The sequence below is a fragment of the Micromonospora sp. NPDC048040 genome (genome assembly GCF_055587185.1).
In genome coordinates, this window is the sequence record NZ_JBVJGT010000016.1 from 107,427 (window position 1) to 122,356 (window position 14,930).

General features: G+C 68.3%; 14 protein-coding genes and 2 pseudogenes. 6 read left to right on the forward strand and 10 right to left on the reverse strand.

What is annotated here, in order from left to right; all coding sequences use genetic code 11:
* Positions 1 to 199: 199 nt before the first annotated feature.
* Together ACZ6O2_RS18075 and ACZ6O2_RS18080 are read right to left on the reverse strand one after the other, a co-directional pair.
* A complete protein-coding gene (locus ACZ6O2_RS18075; protein WP_466023603.1) occupies positions 200 to 499 on the reverse strand; it encodes a hypothetical protein in 300 nt (99 codons plus the stop codon).
* A 140-nt stretch (positions 500 to 639) separates the two neighbouring features.
* Positions 640 to 1,401 (reverse strand): methyltransferase domain-containing protein, encoded by a 762-nt coding sequence (locus ACZ6O2_RS18080; protein ID WP_466023604.1) that lies wholly within the window; start codon positions 1,399 to 1,401, stop codon positions 640 to 642.
* Between the two features lie 54 nt (positions 1,402 to 1,455).
* On the opposite strand from ACZ6O2_RS18080, the pseudogene ACZ6O2_RS18085 reads away from it, so the two are divergent.
* Positions 1,456 to 1,629 (forward strand): annotated as a pseudogene (locus ACZ6O2_RS18085) (MerR family transcriptional regulator); the annotation flags it as partial.
* A 225-nt stretch (positions 1,630 to 1,854) separates the two neighbouring features.
* On the opposite strand, the gene ACZ6O2_RS18090 reads toward ACZ6O2_RS18085, so the two are convergent.
* The 6 genes from ACZ6O2_RS18090 to ACZ6O2_RS18115 all read right to left on the reverse strand — a co-directional run bounded on the left by ACZ6O2_RS18090 (position 1,855) and on the right by ACZ6O2_RS18115 (position 7,899).
* A complete protein-coding gene (locus tag ACZ6O2_RS18090; RefSeq protein WP_466023605.1) occupies positions 1,855 to 2,382 on the reverse strand; it encodes a M23 family metallopeptidase in 528 nt (175 codons plus the stop codon).
* 444 nt (positions 2,383 to 2,826) lie between these two features.
* Positions 2,827 to 3,780, reverse strand: coding sequence for a hypothetical protein (locus ACZ6O2_RS18095; protein ID WP_350705159.1), 954 nt, complete (start codon positions 3,778 to 3,780; stop codon positions 2,827 to 2,829).
* Between the two features lie 344 nt (positions 3,781 to 4,124).
* Positions 4,125 to 4,715: a DinB family protein gene (locus tag ACZ6O2_RS18100; RefSeq protein WP_466023606.1), complete on the reverse strand. Its 591-nt coding sequence runs from the start codon at positions 4,713 to 4,715 to the stop codon at positions 4,125 to 4,127.
* Positions 4,716 to 5,037: 322 nt separating this feature from the next.
* On the reverse strand, positions 5,038 to 5,913 hold the full coding sequence (locus tag ACZ6O2_RS18105) for an alpha/beta fold hydrolase (protein ID WP_466023607.1): 876 nt from the start codon (positions 5,911 to 5,913) through the stop codon (positions 5,038 to 5,040).
* Between the two features lie 261 nt (positions 5,914 to 6,174).
* Positions 6,175 to 7,029 (reverse strand): helix-turn-helix domain-containing protein, encoded by an 855-nt coding sequence (locus ACZ6O2_RS18110; RefSeq protein WP_466023608.1) that lies wholly within the window; start codon positions 7,027 to 7,029, stop codon positions 6,175 to 6,177.
* Positions 7,030 to 7,038: 9 nt separating this feature from the next.
* Positions 7,039 to 7,899 carry an alpha/beta fold hydrolase gene (locus tag ACZ6O2_RS18115; protein WP_466023609.1) on the reverse strand — a complete coding sequence of 287 codons (861 nt, stop codon included), beginning with the start codon at positions 7,897 to 7,899 and terminating at the stop codon, positions 7,039 to 7,041.
* 318 nt (positions 7,900 to 8,217) lie between these two features.
* Here ACZ6O2_RS18115 and ACZ6O2_RS18120 point away from each other — a divergent pair, with 318 nt between their 5' ends.
* From ACZ6O2_RS18120 to ACZ6O2_RS18135, 4 genes are all read left to right on the forward strand, one after another.
* Positions 8,218 to 8,898 carry a hypothetical protein gene (locus ACZ6O2_RS18120; protein ID WP_466023610.1) on the forward strand — a complete coding sequence of 227 codons (681 nt, stop codon included), beginning with the start codon at positions 8,218 to 8,220 and terminating at the stop codon, positions 8,896 to 8,898.
* A gap of 172 nt (positions 8,899 to 9,070) precedes the next feature.
* Positions 9,071 to 10,207 (forward strand): NAD(P)/FAD-dependent oxidoreductase, encoded by a 1,137-nt coding sequence (locus ACZ6O2_RS18125; protein WP_466023611.1) that lies wholly within the window; start codon positions 9,071 to 9,073, stop codon positions 10,205 to 10,207.
* Between the two features lie 343 nt (positions 10,208 to 10,550).
* Positions 10,551 to 11,090, forward strand: coding sequence for a DUF1062 domain-containing protein (locus tag ACZ6O2_RS18130; RefSeq protein WP_466023612.1), 540 nt, complete (start codon positions 10,551 to 10,553; stop codon positions 11,088 to 11,090).
* A 543-nt stretch (positions 11,091 to 11,633) separates the two neighbouring features.
* Positions 11,634 to 12,005: a hypothetical protein gene (locus tag ACZ6O2_RS18135; protein ID WP_466023613.1), complete on the forward strand. Its 372-nt coding sequence runs from the start codon at positions 11,634 to 11,636 to the stop codon at positions 12,003 to 12,005.
* 36 nt (positions 12,006 to 12,041) lie between these two features.
* Here ACZ6O2_RS18135 and ACZ6O2_RS18140 read toward each other — a convergent pair.
* Positions 12,042 to 12,266 (reverse strand): annotated as a pseudogene (locus tag ACZ6O2_RS18140) (hypothetical protein); the annotation flags it as partial.
* A 291-nt stretch (positions 12,267 to 12,557) separates the two neighbouring features.
* On the opposite strand from ACZ6O2_RS18140, the gene ACZ6O2_RS18145 reads away from it, so the two are divergent.
* Positions 12,558 to 13,844, forward strand: a complete 1,287-nt coding sequence (locus ACZ6O2_RS18145; protein ID WP_466023618.1) for an NYN domain-containing protein — start codon at positions 12,558 to 12,560, stop codon at positions 13,842 to 13,844.
* A 286-nt stretch (positions 13,845 to 14,130) separates the two neighbouring features.
* Here the strand turns inward: ACZ6O2_RS18145 and ACZ6O2_RS18150 are convergent, their stop codons facing one another.
* Positions 14,131 to 14,829, reverse strand: a complete 699-nt coding sequence (locus tag ACZ6O2_RS18150; protein ID WP_466023614.1) for a hypothetical protein — start codon at positions 14,827 to 14,829, stop codon at positions 14,131 to 14,133.
* Positions 14,830 to 14,930 lie beyond the last annotated feature (101 nt).

The window sequence follows — 14,930 nt, forward strand, 5'->3', positions numbered from 1 at the left end:
AAGGAAGATGCTGGTGTCCCGCCGATGGGGTCACCTCAAACGAGCGCCAGCTATGAACGAACGCTCATGCCGCCATCCGCGCGTCACACAGTGTCACCACAACAGATCAAGCCTGCGCCCGGTCCGGCCGAGTACGACTTGAGTGCACGGAGCCGCGCTCGTCGGTCAGGTTGTAGGCCCGGCGGCGCGCCGACCGGCGTCAGGCCATTCGCTCGGCGCCGTATCCATGGCGCATCCGGAATTTCATCGGATCGGTTCCGGTCGTCGGCCAGCCCATACGCAAACAGTGATCTCCCGTGCCGCCGTCAACGACAGCCAGCAGGGAAACCAGCTCGGCAATCTCCGTGCCCGATACCACGATCCGAGCAGCGTCGGACCGGTCGAGCTCGTCAACAGGCGCCTCGATGATCAGCACTTCAGCAGCCTCGGCCAGCACACGTTCCACCAGAGCTGTGGTGGGGGCCCCGTCAGCGCTGCCGAGTGTTGGCGCGTCGGTCACAGCGGCGAGCGTACCGTCCTGCTGGGATCGCTCAGCGTGTTGGCACAGCCCAGCAGCGGGGTCCGGCGCAGCGGGGTCACGTCCCGGGGGAGTGGTGTGGGAGCCGACTTGCCACGGCGTGCCGCCGAGGTGGAGGCGGGTCATCGCGAGAGTCCCGGTGAACGACCAAGAACACGCAGTCCGGCTGTGCCCGCGGCGATGAACAGCGGCACCGTCAGCATGAGGTGGCCGTCGAGAGCGCGGCGTCGCTGTTCGTCGAGCCACGTGCGGGATTCGGCTTGGGTGACCGCACCGGTTTTCCGGGCGGCGTGGGCGAATCCGTGCAGCATCTCGACCGCGAGGGTGTCGGTGAAGACCAGGCTGTGCGTATCCGATTCGATCTCGCCGAAGCCGCCATCGCGTAGCAGCTCGTGGTATGTCCGGGCGATCGTCGGATGTGCGATCGTATCGGCCCGAGCCTGCACGATCCGTCTGGTCAAGGTCGTGTCGTCGCCCTCGATGGCCACGGTGTCCCAGTCCTGTCCGGCAAGCACGATCCGGCCACCGGGTGCGAGCACCCTGACGGCCTCACTGATCGCGGCGACCGGGTTGGACAACTGGTGGAATACCTTGTCAGCCCGGTAGCCCGTAACGTCCATGTCCCGGAACGGCAGCCGGTAGGCGGAAGCCATGCGGAAATCGGCGTGGGGGTACCGGCGACGTGCCACGCCGATCATGTCCTCGGCCGTGTCGACGCCAATCGCCCGGACGCCGTACCCGAGCAGTTCCGCCACCGCCCTGCCGGTGCCGGTCCCGACGTCCACGACCGTGGTGCCGGGCCGCAGGCGTAACAGATCGTACGAACGCCGTCGAAGCGCCACCAGGGCGGAAAGGTCGTCGGCCGAGTCGAGCCTCGCCACCATCGCCTGTAGGTCAGATTGTTTGACACGCCCGCTAGCCTGCTACCTAATGTCGACATGAAGTCAACCGTCGGAGTGAGCATCGGCGACGCGGCGGCCCGGTTCGGGATCGCGACGCACGTTCTTCGGCACTGGGAGTCGATGGGATTACTCGCGCCGAGCCGTTCCGGCGGCGACCGGCGCCGCTACGACGACGCCGACCTGTTCCGTATCGCCACCATCCTGCGGGCCAAGGAAGCCGGTGCGGTGTCAGCGAGCCGGCTGAGCGCAGCCGTCAGCTCTCACGGGGGCGTGGGGCCGGAGCGCTTGGATGCGGCGTTGGCCGGTGCGCTGGGAGGTGACGACGCCGGCGCGCTCAAGGCGCGGGCCAGCGAGACCATGCAGGCCAGCGGCGACGGCCGGATCCAACCGGAGGGCCGTCGCCGGTGCCCGGAACCGGGGCAGTCGATCGGTGGATCAGCAGCCGGCGGTACGCGTGTAGTTCCGCGTGCCGAAGTAGAGAGCCAGGTTGCCGCTGAAGCGCACCTTGATGTCGTTGCCGTTCAGGCGCTGTTCGTAGTGCAGGTGGGATCCGGAGGAGCCGCCGCTGTTGCCCACGTACCCGATGGTGGTGCTGTAGCCGACGGACTGGCCGACTGAGACGTTGAACCCGCTGAGGTGGGCGTAGTAGGTGGTGTACCCGTTGCCGTGGTTGATCCGCACGTACCGGCCGTAGCTGGTGTCACCGAGGTTGGCGACCACGTCCACCGTGCCCGGGGCGCTGGCCTTGACCGGATCGCCGTGGTCGTTGGTCCGGTTGAAGTCGATCGCGTACTGCGGGCTGTGCGTGGTGCGGGTCTGACCGGACCACGTCTGGTTGCACGGGAACGGCGTCCGGAACGACGGCGCGGCGGCGGCGGGCGACGCCGGGACCAGGAATGCGGCGGTCGCCAGCAGGGCGACGCTGAGGGAACTCGTCAGGCGGGAGCGCATCCGAACCTCCACGGTGATAATCGTCGATCCCTCTGTCGGATGGTGTCAGAAAGTTCCGATGACCGAAAGACCGTCGCCGGCCCACGGCGGTTCAGCTCGTCGGCTCCGCTGAGCCGCCGGTGCGCTGGGTGGCCGGCGCTGACGCGGTCGCTGCCCTGGAGCAGAAAGACCCTGCTCGACCAGGCCGGCGCGCACCGCGACCTGTTCTCGTCGCTCGCGCACGACAACGCCTGAACGGCTACCTGCACACCGATCCGGAGGACATCGTCGGCGTCGCCATGCAACTGCGGCTGTACGACCCCACCCGGGCGGCGCACCGTGGCGGTGGCCGACAGGGTGGGGCTGGTGTTCAGCCGGGGCGACGCGCTCCGGTGCTCCCCGGCAGGCGTACGGTGACCGCCTGGCAGCCCCTGGACCGGCGCACCCTGACCTGAGCCGGGCGGTGCCCCCGGCCGGTCAGACGTTCACGTGGAAGTGCACCGCGAAGTAGCCGGTGTTCGCCGTCGAGTTGGACGCCTCCACGCCGACCCACCCGTGGAACGTCCCAGTGTCGCCGATCACCTGGAGTTGCGGCTTGCGGTGCGAACCACCGGTGTAGCAGGTGCTCGACGTCAGGCAGGTGCACCAGTGCTCGTAGAAGTTCCGCCGGCCTGCTCCCGCGAGGTAGTAGCGGATCGGGGCGGAGGTCGCGCCGTTCGGGCAGGACGAACAGGTGGCGGTCGGGGGGCTGAGCCAGCTCAGGCAGTTCCCGTTGCATCGAGCGAACGACCGGAGGTCCATCCCGCTGGGGCCGGCGGCACCGGTGCTACCGCTGTAGCCGGCGTACCGGCCGGTGTACTGGGTCAGCGGGATGTTGCTGACCGGCGTGTACGCGTCGTTCGAGGCGGAACTGCCGAAGCCCCAGCCGACGGTGACCCCGTAGTTGGAGCCGACGAAGTCGAGCCGGGCCAGGTCGCTGGTGGGCTGGCTGACCGCCCAGGTTTCCTGGACGCCCCCGCTCCAGGTGATGGTGATGCTGTCACCGGAGTTGGTGTACGTGCCGCTCAGGGACTTCACGACGCCACCGGGCTGGAACCCGGCGGCCGTCCGCACCTCGCAGTCGTGGCCGGTGCAGCCGGTCGTCCGGACGCCCGTGCCGGCGGCCCCGACGACGGTGGCCCGGTTCCAGTACCAGAAGCTCTCGGTCACCGTGCCGTTGCCGAAGAAGTAGTAGGTCGCCAGCCGGACCCAGACCGGATCGGTGGCGGGCGCGCCGGCGGCGGGGATGGCCCCGAGTGCGACGCTGTAGATGCGCCGCCCGCCGGGGTAGTCCACCGCCTGCGCGGGCGCCGGCAGGACGACCGCGCCCATGGTCAGCGCCAGCAGCGCGGCGGCGAGATACCGCCAGGTGATCCTCCGTCGACGACCCATACGTCATTCCCCTCATGACCGACCGGTCGACATATCGTATCTGATCGATACTGACCGGATGGTCCCGCGGCGCGGGACGCCCAGGGAGGCCGCGCCGGGTCAGGGGCCGAACGGGTCGGACCGACGTTCCAGGAGTTCGTGCAGGGTCTGCTGGCTGGTCTCCCGGACCTGGTCGGCGACCGCACCCTGGCCGTGGCTCAGTGCATGGCTGAACCGGATGCCGTACGTCCGGTCGTGGCGGATGGGTTGGTGGTCCGCTCCTTGCCGCGCTCGCCAGCCGTGGCGTCCTCACCTGCCGAGGAGCGGATGCTGAACTCACCGACTGCACCGACGGGGCCGGGCTGCTATCCGAAGCGGTCAGCCAGCTTCGTCAGCTTGGTGACGTACGCCGGCCAGTCATAGTCGTGAGGGATGTTGGTGTTCTCCCGCCGCAGGCCGATCGCCGTGTCGTGCTGCTCACGCATGATGTCGGCGTGACCGGCGTGACGAGCGAGGTCGCCGGTCACGTGGATGATGATCCTTTGCAGCGTCACGGCCTGTCGACCTGGCCGCCACCATGACACCCGCCCCGGCGCGTCGAGCGGTAGCTGTTCGATCGTCTGATCCGCGAACACCCCGACACGGCGATACAGGTCGACCAGCCCATCCTTCGTCTCGTCCTCCCGCGCGTACCAGTCTGCCTGCGGGTCCTCCTCGAACGCCTGCATGGGAACCAGTTCCTCAGGCGTCGGGAATTCGCGCCCGAAGGTAGGACCGAAGTAGCCGGCTTCGACGTTGAGGCAATGCTTGAGGACTCCCAGCAGGTTGTTGCCGGTCGCGGTGCGGGGCAGTCTGGCCTCGCGTTCGCTCAGCCCGTCGAGCTTCCAGATCAGGTCTTCGCGAGCCGCCTGCAGATAGTGGTGCAGCGCAGCCTTCGCATCGCCCAAGTCAGCCATGCCCGCCAGTCTTCCCTATGCGCCGAGCCGTCGTGCGAGGTGTCGCCTGCAAGATCAGCGCCCGGCGGGAGCGGTCGGCATCCTCATCGGTAGCCGTCGAGCCGGCGCTATACGGTCGCCAGGCGGGCTGCGCCACCCGCTCGTGCCGATGACAGTGCGTTCGATCTTGGCATGGGAGCTACAGCTGGCTGGCGGACGAACCTATCAGCGGAACGCCGCTCTCGTCACGCGCGCCGACCGGCAGGGAGAGCGTGTCCTGGACACCGCCGCTGCCCGAAGCAAGATCTGATTCGAGGCCGCCCACGTCAAGCGGCGAATCAGCTCAAGCGTTGTCGAGCACGAACTCCCGCATGAGCTCGGCGCACTCGGCCGCGTGCGTCTCCAACAAGAGATGCCCGCCGTCGTAGATGTGCGCGTCCATGCGCTTGAGGGCGCGGTGGTAGGCGAGGACCTCGTCAACGTCGAAGTACGGGTCGTGCCGTCCCCACAGCACGAGCGCCGGCGGCTGGTGAGCCCGGTGATACTCGGCGATCTCATCGAAGCGGGCGACGTGGCTGGCGTAGTCGCTGAACAGCGCGAACTGCGCGTCGATGTTGCCGGGTCGGCTCATGCGCTCCCAGTCGAGGTGCCACGACTCGGGAGGATGCAGCGTGCGCAGGTACTCGGGCAGCCCGGCGAGGTACTGGTCACGGGTGCCAGCGAAGTTCAACCAGTCCGGCAACTCGGCGCGCTTGTCGTCGGTCGGGTCGGCCCAGTACGCCTTGGCGCTGTCCCACTGCTCGCCGAGGCCGTCCTCGTGCGCGTTGCCACTCTGGACAACAAGGCCGAGGATGCGATTCGGGGCGCGGGTGGCCAGGTGGTAACCCACCGGTGCGCCGAAGTCGTGCAGGTAGACGAAGAAGCGCTCGACCCCGAGCTGGTCGAGTAGGTGCTCGATCGCCCGTGAGAGGTTCTCGAAGGTGTAGTCGTACTTGTCGACGGTTGGCGACGAGGACATGCCGAAGCCGGGAAGATCAGGCGCAATCACGTACGCGACGTCCGCCAGCGTGGGCATGACCTCCCGGAATGTGTGTGACGAACTCGGGAACCCGTGCAGCAGCAGAACGGTCGACCGGCCGGGGCGCCCGGCCTCGCGGAAAAACACCTTCAGACCGTTGACGTCAGCCTGTCGGTGGCGGACCTTCTGGATCGCCTGCATCGCGTCCTCCTCCTACGTCCGTTAACGAGGGTCATCCGCCAGTGATGGCTCCGAGGTTTGATCAGCGTGGTGCCGACGATCATCGTCGCGATCCCCGCGATGGCAGTGGCATTGGCGCGCATCGAACAACAGCGCGGCACCGACCAGCAGTGCCGACGGTCCCTGGCCCGCCCCACACCCCGCAGGCGATGCCCAGTGGCCGGGAGCCGGATCGTGGCAGGCAGGCTGTTCAACGATGTTCGAGGAGGTGTTCGCCACCCGTCACCGGGGGCTCCGGGTTGGCGATGAAACCGGCCACGCAACGTCGTCAATCGCGAGCCACGGCGCGGCGGCCACGGCCGTGGGCGTAAGCCCGGCAAACGCCCTGACCTCGCGGTGAAGGTGGGACTGGTCGACGTAGCCGCTCTCCGTGGCGACGCTGGCGGGGGCGTGGCCCGCCGCGAGAAGGTGGGCGGCGTGGTCGAACCGTACCAGTTGGGCGGCGCGTTTGGGTGTGATGCCGAGTTGCGACCGGAAGCGGGACCACAGGCGCTTGCGGCTCCAGCCGACCTCGTCCGCCAGGCCATCGACCCGCACTCGCCCCCGGCTGGTGAGCGTCCGTCGCCAGGTGTAGGCAACTTCCGGATCGATCGGTGGGCAGGCGCCCAGCCGTCGGCCGAGGATTTCCACCGCGATCGTGAACCGTTCGTCCCACGACGTGGCGGCGCGCAGCCTGCGCTCGGCTCGCACGGCGTCGTGGCCCCAGACATCGTCGAGGGATACGACTGTCCCGCTGAATCCGGCCGATGCGCCGAGCACCGCTGCCGCCACGGTCGGCTCCAGCCGGATCTGGAGGCACTCGCCGACCCCCCGGCCAGTTGCCCGAAGATCGCCGGGGACGAGCCCGATGACGACGCTACCGCGCTCGTGCCGGCCATGGGTGTCGTAGACGAGGCCTTCTCCCTCGCTCAGATCGACGAGCAGGGTTACGGATGGGTGTGCGACCATGGCGATGTCCACGGGTGCGGGGACCCGGTGGCGGAATCCGGCCATGCTGATCCCCGGCAGCCGACCTGACAGGCGCGGCACGGCAACCTCCACCGACGCCCAGTCGGGTGATGTCCCGGTCGACAGCACGTGACCAGTCTATGCCTGGGGGAGCGCGGGCGGGGTTGGTGTTGCCGTGAAGCCCAGCAGCAGTTCGCTGGTCGCCTCGGGTGCTTCGAACATGGGGACGTGCCCGACGCCGGGCAGCAGCTCGACCCGCGCGGTCGGCACCGCGTCGTACTGGTGCGCCGACGACGGGTCCCAGCGGGGATCGGCGGCGCCGAAGATCACCAGCACAGGGACCTCGAGGGCGGCGAGACGCTCGGGCACGCTCCGTTCGGCGATGTACTCGGTGTTGCGGCGCAGCACCGTCCTGAACACGCGGTAGGTGATGCCCTTGAGATCGGCGATCGCGTCGTCCGGGATGTCCACCGGCCGTGCGGTCGTAGCCCTGATCCCCTTGCCGATCATTGCGTCCGAACGCCTCGACCAGACGACCGGGCCGACAATCGGGCCCAACAGGACCCGAAGGATGGCCGGCTGTGGGAGGAGCGCCTCGGGACTCGGGCCGGTGCTGATCAGGGCGAGCGACCGCACCAGGTCGGGGCACTGTTCGGCAAGCGCGGTGGCGACGTAGCCGCCGCTGGAGTGCCCAACCACGGCGACGTGCCGAAGGCCGAGGTCGTCGAGCAGCGCCGCCACCCGGCCCGCCTGCGCGGGCACGTCGTATGACAACGCGGGCGGGGACTGGCCACAGCCTGGGAGGTCGACCCGGATGACGTGATGGTGGGCGGCGAGTGTCGGGACCATCGGGCTCCAGGAAGCGCCCGAGGCTCCCGATCCGTGGATGAGCAACAACGGCGGCGCCTGCAGCGGACCGTCGCGGACCACGTGCATCCCGTGCGAGTGCTCAACGTCGTACTCACTCATGCAGGGGATGATGCATGGGCTGCCGGCCATCGGTCTTGGACAAATGTCGTCGTGGAACGGGCCGGGGCCGACCCTGAGCTGCACGCGGCCCGGTGCGAAGCGCTACGGCCCATCTGGCCACCCACCCAAACCACCGCCGTCCCCACCTGCCGCAGACCGCGTCGTGGAGCAGCCGGCCGGCGGGTGGCGGCGGGCGGACGTGCCGCGGACAGTGCGCGCATCGACTGCGGTACGGCGGGGATCGTTCGTGCGGTTGCGCGAACCAGTTCGAGCAGCCAGCGAACGGCCGCCCCTGGCCCCTCCACAAGTGGCGTTCTGCCCGGAGCATGGCGCGTTAGTCTGCCGCGCATGGCCTACCGCGTCGGAGACGTGCTGCGTGTCTTCTGCCCGTTCACGCCAACAGTCGTCACCGGCGTCGACGAGGCACACGTCAGCGTCCGCTGGCCGTGGTGGGAGATCGACCCGGACGCGGAGGGCGTGCGCTGGAACGGCGAGGTGGCCCTGGGCCGTGCCGATCCGGGCGAGCTGTACATGACCGACCCGCCCTCTCTGCGCCTCGCCCCCGGCGATACCTGCCGAGTCGGTATCCCGGCACGGATCATCCACGTCATCGATGTTCACGAGTACGACCCGCCGCAGGATACGGGCTGGCTGCCCCGCCCGAGCCTGAGCCTGCTCATCCTGCGCGCCGGTGAGGCTCCGGACGCGGCGGCGGAGTTCCAGGGCACAAGCATCGAGCCCAGCGGCGGTGTTCCGATCACGCTCGACCTGGTCTTCCGGCCGTACGCCTTCGTAGATACCGGCGACGACGTTGCCGACGCCGACGGCCGTGCGTGGCACTTCGATGGTCCCTGGACCTGGGCCGCTTACGACGGCGCGGGGGGCGTGCCAGCCTGGCCGCTGGCCTTGCTGACCGGCGGAGCGGATCCGGTAGCGGTCGCGGCCGCGACCGCTACCGGATCGCACGAAGCCGAAGTCGCCCGCTGGCGCCGAGCGGCCGGCTTGCAAGACGACGCCCAGCCCCGCTGAGCAGGCCACGGGCCCAGAGCTACCAGCGGCCGGCCCAGGTATCCGGATCTGCCGCAGACCACCGCGTCGTGGGGCGCAGCCGGCCGACGGGTGTCGACGGGCGGACGTGCCGATGACAGGACGTCGCGGATAGGCGGCCGACATCGGGTCGTGTGCGACCATCGTGTCTTGCATGAGACGTCATGCCGATGAGGATGTCGCGGTTCCAGAGCCGGCTTATGGGTCGACGGAAGAGGATGAAGGCCACTTGGTGCAGGTCGTGGTCGTGGGAGCCGGGATCGTGGGTGCCGCGGTGGCGTACGAGGCCGCACGGGCCGGAGCCGAGGTTGCCCTGCTGGACAAGTCACTGCCCGCATCCGGAGTGACTGCGGACTCCTTCGCTTGGATCGGCGGCCCACGAGGGGGAGACGTTCCGGATCCCGGCACGGCCCTGCGGCGTCGGGTCCTGCAGGACTACCGGCGTCTGGAGGAAGAGGTACCAGGTCTGCGGGTGCGCTGGCGAGGCGCCCTGATGTGGGGCGAGGAACACCTTGACGACGGCTGTCTCGCGCCTGGCGAGCACGTCGTTGACGCGACGGAGGCCGGGTTGTTGGAGCCTCGCCTGAGGGTCCGGCCGATGCGCGCTCTGCACGCCGAGAGTCACGGCGCCGTCGACCCGGTCGCCGCGACACAGGCACTGGTGCGTGCAGCGCAGGAGCACGGTGCGCGGCTGATGGCCAACTCCGCCGTCACCGCACTGGATCTGCGTGACCGTCAGGTCAGGGGAGTGCGGACGTCCAACGGCTCCCTGCCCGCCGACACCGTTGTCGTGACCGCCGGTGTCGACGCGCCCATGCTGTGCGGGCCGCTCGGATTCGATCTGCCCGTCGCGCCGTCCCCGGCTCTGCTCATGCGCTTCACCGCACCACCCGGGCTGGTCCGCACACTGGTCGCCACCCCGCACCTGGAGGTGCGTGAGGCGGCCGACGGTCATCTGCTGGTTGCCGCCGGATACGACGGGGAGATCGACCAAGACGACCTCCGGCGCGCGGGCGAGATGATGTTGTGCCGGCTCACCGCCACCTTCGACGTCCAGGACGTCAACCTGGTCAGCGTGCGGCTCGGAACGCGGCCCATGCCCGCGGATGAGCTGCCGATCATTGGTCCCGTCCCAGGCGTGGGAGGGGTCTACATTGCCGTGATGCATTCCGGTGTCACCCTGGCCCCCACCGCCGGGCGGCTCATCGCCTCCGAGATCGTGGACGGCGTGGAGGCCGAGCAACTCGCGGGTCTGCGACCGGCCCGGTTCCGCTCACGCGACGAGTGGTGACAGCAGCGGCGGGCCGACGCGGCCAGGGCCTGCTGTGCCAGGTGGTGTACTGGCGCAGCAGCCGACGCTGCTCGACGTCGGAAAACCGTTTGAGCCTTCCTTCCGCGTTCCCTTAGGTTGCCTGCGGCCCGTCACAGTGAGGACAGAGGACAGATCGCGTGACCCCGCCTGCTTTTTAGACCTGACACCTTCTTCCGCTCACCTGTAGCCGACGCTCCCGTCGGTTCTGCCGGGCTGCCCTTGTGCGCCCGGTCATGCAGCGTTCGAGGCCGCGCGTAACCGGCCTCGTGTCAGGTCTAGAGAGATCAGGTCTAGAGAGATCATGTCTTCACAACCCCATACCGTGCTGCCCTGGGTCGTTCGTCGGACCAGGCTGCCTCTGCTGTCGATGCGGTGCGTGGACTGCCGGTCGGAGTCGGCCACCACCGGCGCGGGCAGGTTCCGCGTCAACGCCAACGGCAAGCTGCTGGACGTGTGGCTGCTGGTCCGCTGCGCATCCTGCGATCGGACGAGCAAACTCACCGTGCACGAGCGAAAGCCGGTCAGATCCTTCGATCCGGCCGAACTCCGCGGCTACCGTGTCAACGATCCGGAACTGGTGGCGTCCAGGCTGTTGGATCCGCTGCTCGCCTGGCGCAACCGTTTCACCCTGGACTGGACGGGGGCCTGGCGGCTGGACACCCCGTCGGCATGGCTCGACGAGGCGTGGCCGGTCCGGGTAAAGGTCGTCTTCGAGGATTCGGTACCGGTGCGCCCGGAACGGCTCATCGCGCAAGGGCTCGGCCTCAGCAGGAACGAGGTGCTGCGCCGGATCAAGTGTGACATTCCGCTGCGCCGTCCGACGAGCGCCGGATTCACCTTTACCGTGATGGCCGGGGCTTAGCGGGGATGTAGCCGCGGCGGGCCGTCCGGCCCGCCCGGCTTCACCTCCGAACCATGCCAATACCGGACGCGCAAGCAACACCCGTCACAGAACGGCGAAAGACCTCGTCGGGCAGGCTGTGTCCGATCGCTCGGTGGGTGGTGGTGGTCGGTGGGCAGACGGCCGGAAGTGTTCGTTCGGCAGGTGTCGATGGCCGGGGTTATCGGTTGCAGCGGATCGGATCACCCGGACCGCGAAGGACCCGGTGAGGCTGCGCCCGGCGATCGTGGTGCTGATGTCCGCCCAGGGGCAGCCGGCCCCGGACATCGCCCACCTGCTCAAGACCAGCGAGGCCTACGTCCGGGACCTGATCCACGCGTTCAACGAGCGCCTCCAACGCCGCGGGTGGTGGACTGGACCCGGCAGCGACCGTCCCTGGCACCGCATTAGCATCGCTGCGGCGCGGGCGGGGCACTGTCCGACGGGAACGGGGGGCCGGTGGGCGCGGCGAGACGGAGATCGCTCCGGCGGTGGGCCGGTGTGCCCCGGTGGGTTCGGTTCGTCGTGATTGCCGCTGTCTGCCTCCTCACCTACGGCGGGATCGTCCACCTGGGCGACCTGCTCGGCGTCCGGCCGGGTGGCCCAAGCCCGTCCACTCCCACCTGGCTGATGGTCTACTTCACCTCGCTGGCCGTGTTCGATCCGCTCGCGGCGCTGTTGCTAGCGCTGCGCCGGATCGAAGGGCTGTTGCTTGGCTGTGTCGTCCTTGCCAGCGACGCGGCGGCGAACGGGTACGCCAACTACGTGCTGGACACCGTGCCGGGGACTACGCCCGGCCGGATCGGGCAGGTGGTGATCACGACGCTCGCGGTCGCCCTGATCGCGGCGGCACCCAGGGTCGCGCCCTGGCTGCACCGGCCAGGACGCGCCGGCTAGCGTGCTATCCATGAACGTTCAACCAGGTCTGATCGGTCAGGCGACTTTGGTGTGAGGCCGGCCCAGCGGTGTTGGCGTTCGCTGCCGACTCGGGGGCGTTCTCGGCGTTGAGCGGCGAGGACGTCGGGGTGACGGGCGTTGGCGTTGCGTCAGCGCAGGTAGGCGTGCAGGGCCCGGGTCTGGACGGTGTGGTCGCGGTGGTGGAGTTGGCGATTGCCGCAGTGGCCCGAAGTGGGCCTCGATCGGGTTCGCCCAGGCCGAGATCATCGATGAGTTTGTTCGGCCGCCGATCGCCAGAAGGCCAGCCGCTCCGTCCGGACACACGAGTTGCCGTGCGGGAAGCAACTGGTGGTTGAGTGGCACTCCAGCGGTGCCGACCCTCAGCGCCGAGGAAACAGCCATCCTTCGCGACGCGCTCACCCGTGCTGGCGGCGATGGCCCATCGAGTCGATACCACCTCGGCCCAGGGGGCCAGGCATCCGACGATCGCCAATCGACTTCGGCTTCCTCGGTACGTTGACGAGCCCTTCAGAGTGCGGAATCGTGAACGGCATGGATGAGCAGCCAGCCCCGCGGCTTCGGCGTACCGCCCTGTTTGTTGATTTCGAGAATGTTCATATTGGATTGCGTAACTCCAGCCCGGAGGCTGCCCGCATCTTTGCCACCGACCCCGGACGATGGGTGCGATGGATGGAGCAGGACCTCGGGCCCTTTCGGGTGGTGGAGGAGGATGAGGGCCCACGTGCGCTGCTGCGCAGGATCTGCTACCTCGACCCGGCGGCGTCGCGGCAATACCGCGCCTATTTCACCCGTGCCGGGTTTCGGGTCGTCGACTGTCCCGCTTTAACCGCGATGGGCAAGAACAGCGCCGACATCCACATGGTCCTCGATATTGTGGATACCCTTGCGCATCCTACCCGGTTCGACGAGTTCATCGTCCTCTCGGCCGACGCCGACTTTACACCGGTTCTGCTGCGTCTACGGGAACACGACCGGCGCACCGCGATGCTGGTCAACGGTCCGACAGCGGCGGCCCTCCAAGCCGCATGTGACTTTGCGATCCCGGACACGATGTTCATCGAAGAGGCGCTCGGCGTGGACGGATCCGCGGATGACGAGCCCTATCAGCTGCGAGTCCCGTCGCAGCCGTCAACGGGCTCCCGTACCATTCCGGCAACCACCGACGGCCAATCCAACATGGCTCTACGGGCCCGTATGGAGCAGGTCGTTCGCAACCTCGTCCGCGAATCTCCCGCGCCGATCGACATGGCTACCGCCGCTCACGCCGTTCGGAAGGCCGTGGGCACCGTCGCCACCACGGGGTGGGCTGGACTCGGGACCTTCAAGCAGTTCATCGTCTCAATCCAGGACGAGCGTTTGGTGATGGACGAGACTCAGCCTGGCTGGCTACGAGACCCCACCCGGCACCAACCGGTCGCGCCGGTCGATGTTCCCGAGGTCGCCGAGCGGGTCCACCGGGTTGTCGGCGTCCCGCTGCTGAGCACGCAGGCCTACGCGGCGTTGTTCCAAGCAATCGTAGAGGAGGGCCGGGTCGATAAGGACCGGACCGAGGCCGATTCCGAACGCGCGATCCGTGTCGCCTGTGGTCAGTGGAGCCATGCCGTACCCCGCCAGGCCGTGCATTTCGTCCTGGTGGGCTTTCATTACGCGCGGGTCGATTGGCGGTCCGCCAGTGTTGTTGCGTCGGAGTTGGCTGGCGCTTTCGCAGATAACGTCCTCCGGTTGGCCGCGAACGCGCAGATGGACCTCACCGAGGAGGAACGAATTGAAATACAGGCATGGATCGCGGGGGAGCGCCAGGCGGCTCCTAATCGGTGAGACGGTCCCTGGCGACTCGACGAGCTGAGCGAGCCACCGTACGAAGAGGTACTCACGAAGGACGTCGTGACGAAACGTCAGGCTGCCGAACGGTCCGGACCGTACGGGTCTCGCGACCGAGGATGCGGTGAGGTCACCGGCGTCCTCTCACTGGGCCAGAAATGACGGGCCTCAGGTTTTCCTCAGAAGATGGTCGCCCGAGAAGGCCGCCGCACTTCGCGAGCGGCTGCTCGGCTGATGCGGTGCCGGTCCAGCACGCGCTGGACCGGCACCGCGGTTCCGGCTACTACTTCTCGGAATCGTCGGCGGAGTTTGAGCCGTTGCCGTTGCTGGCCTGGTTCATCATTCCGCCGAGGGCGCTGAGGCTGCTCGCGGCCTTTCCGGCCGGGACCAGCTTGGACGCCGCTTCGACGGCGATGGTGGCCATCTTCTGCTGGTGTTCGGCGGCGGTCTTCATGGCCTCGTTGGCACGAGCGCCGGCATCCTTGTCGTTGCTTGCTGCGGCCTCGATGCCCTTGCTGAGCATCTGACTCATCTCGGCCGCGCCGGCGATGTCCTTGAACAGGTTGGCGGTGGACAGGACCTGCATCGCCGCCTGGGTGGCGGCCGGGTCGGGCAGGGCCGCGATCGTCTGGAACTTGGCCTCACTCGCGCCGAGCTGGGCGACCTTGACGTCCACCTCCTGGTTGCGGGTGCCGGTGCTGACCGCCGCGATGTCGGTGGGCAGAATCGGGATCGGCGAGTCCTTCCAGTTCCAGAAGCGGGTCAGGTCGATCTTCTCGGCGGCGTTGGCACGACCCAGGACGGCTTCGGCGAAGACGCCGTTGGTGGCGATGCCGACCTTGGCGGTGACCGACTTGCCCAGCATCGTGCTGTCCGCCGAACGCGCCTTGAGCCAGTCCTGCCGATCCTGCTCGCTGCTGAAGTTCCAGCGGAAGCCGAGATAGTTGCCGGTGGCCGCGACCGGTTTCGGGTCGAGCAGCATGCCTAGCCTCGGCCCTTCGTTGAGGGCTGTCCAAGGAGTGGACTGAAAACGAAGAAGTGCCTTCTGATCAGGGAAAATAGGGCTTGTCGAGAGTCCTGTTA

Excerpts from the sequence above, each read along its gene's own strand:
- ACZ6O2_RS18095 (WP_350705159.1), bottom strand. The coding sequence starts at position 3,780 with ATGGGTCGTCGACGGAGGATCACCTGGCGGTATCTCGCCGCCGCGCTG.
- ACZ6O2_RS18100 (WP_466023606.1), bottom strand. The coding sequence starts at position 4,715 with ATGGCTGACTTGGGCGATGCGAAGGCTGCGCTGCACCACTATCTGCAG.
- ACZ6O2_RS18120 (WP_466023610.1), top strand. The coding sequence starts at position 8,218 with ATGGCCTACCGCGTCGGAGACGTGCTGCGTGTCTTCTGCCCGTTCACG.
- ACZ6O2_RS18115 (WP_466023609.1), bottom strand. The coding sequence starts at position 7,899 with ATGGCCGGCAGCCCATGCATCATCCCCTGCATGAGTGAGTACGACGTT.
- ACZ6O2_RS18150 (WP_466023614.1), bottom strand. The coding sequence starts at position 14,829 with ATGCTGCTCGACCCGAAACCGGTCGCGGCCACCGGCAACTATCTCGGC.
- ACZ6O2_RS18145 (WP_466023618.1), top strand. The coding sequence starts at position 12,558 with ATGGATGAGCAGCCAGCCCCGCGGCTTCGGCGTACCGCCCTGTTTGTT.
- ACZ6O2_RS18125 (WP_466023611.1), top strand. The coding sequence starts at position 9,071 with ATGAGACGTCATGCCGATGAGGATGTCGCGGTTCCAGAGCCGGCTTAT.
- ACZ6O2_RS18080 (WP_466023604.1), bottom strand. The coding sequence starts at position 1,401 with ATGGTGGCGAGGCTCGACTCGGCCGACGACCTTTCCGCCCTGGTGGCG.
- ACZ6O2_RS18105 (WP_466023607.1), bottom strand. The coding sequence starts at position 5,913 with ATGCAGGCGATCCAGAAGGTCCGCCACCGACAGGCTGACGTCAACGGT.